Genomic DNA, 267 nt, shown 5'->3' with positions numbered 1-267 from the left:
GTTCTGCAACAACTAGAGGAGAATGGTTCGGTAGCATAATTCCTCCAGAACCTACCCTGATATGATTTGTATGTTCTAACGTATGTTTTATTAATATGGATGTAGCAGAACTTACTAATGTAGAAGTATTATGGTGTTCTGCTATCCAATAACGAGTATAGCCAAGTTGCTCAGTAGTTTGAGCGAGATCAACCATTGCGTTTATAGCATCTTTTGTATCTTGTCCTTTCCTAATTGGTGCTAGGTTTAACACAGATACAGGAATAT

At 37.1% G+C, this 267-nt stretch carries 1 protein-coding gene; it reads right to left on the bottom strand.

Annotation, left to right across the window (positions count from 1 at the left end; all coding sequences use genetic code 11):
* Nucleotides 1–265 (bottom strand): LLM class flavin-dependent oxidoreductase (locus AOA60_RS03925; protein WP_218240550.1); only part of this gene is annotated, 265 nt, incomplete at its 3' end.
* Nucleotides 266–267 lie beyond the last annotated feature (2 nt).

The organism is Pseudomonas sp. 2822-17 (assembly GCF_002742485.1).
In the GTDB taxonomy this organism is placed as follows: domain Bacteria; phylum Pseudomonadota; class Gammaproteobacteria; order Pseudomonadales; family Pseudomonadaceae; genus Aquipseudomonas; species Aquipseudomonas cyclaminis.
This window is presented reverse-complemented; position numbering and strand designations above follow the sequence as displayed.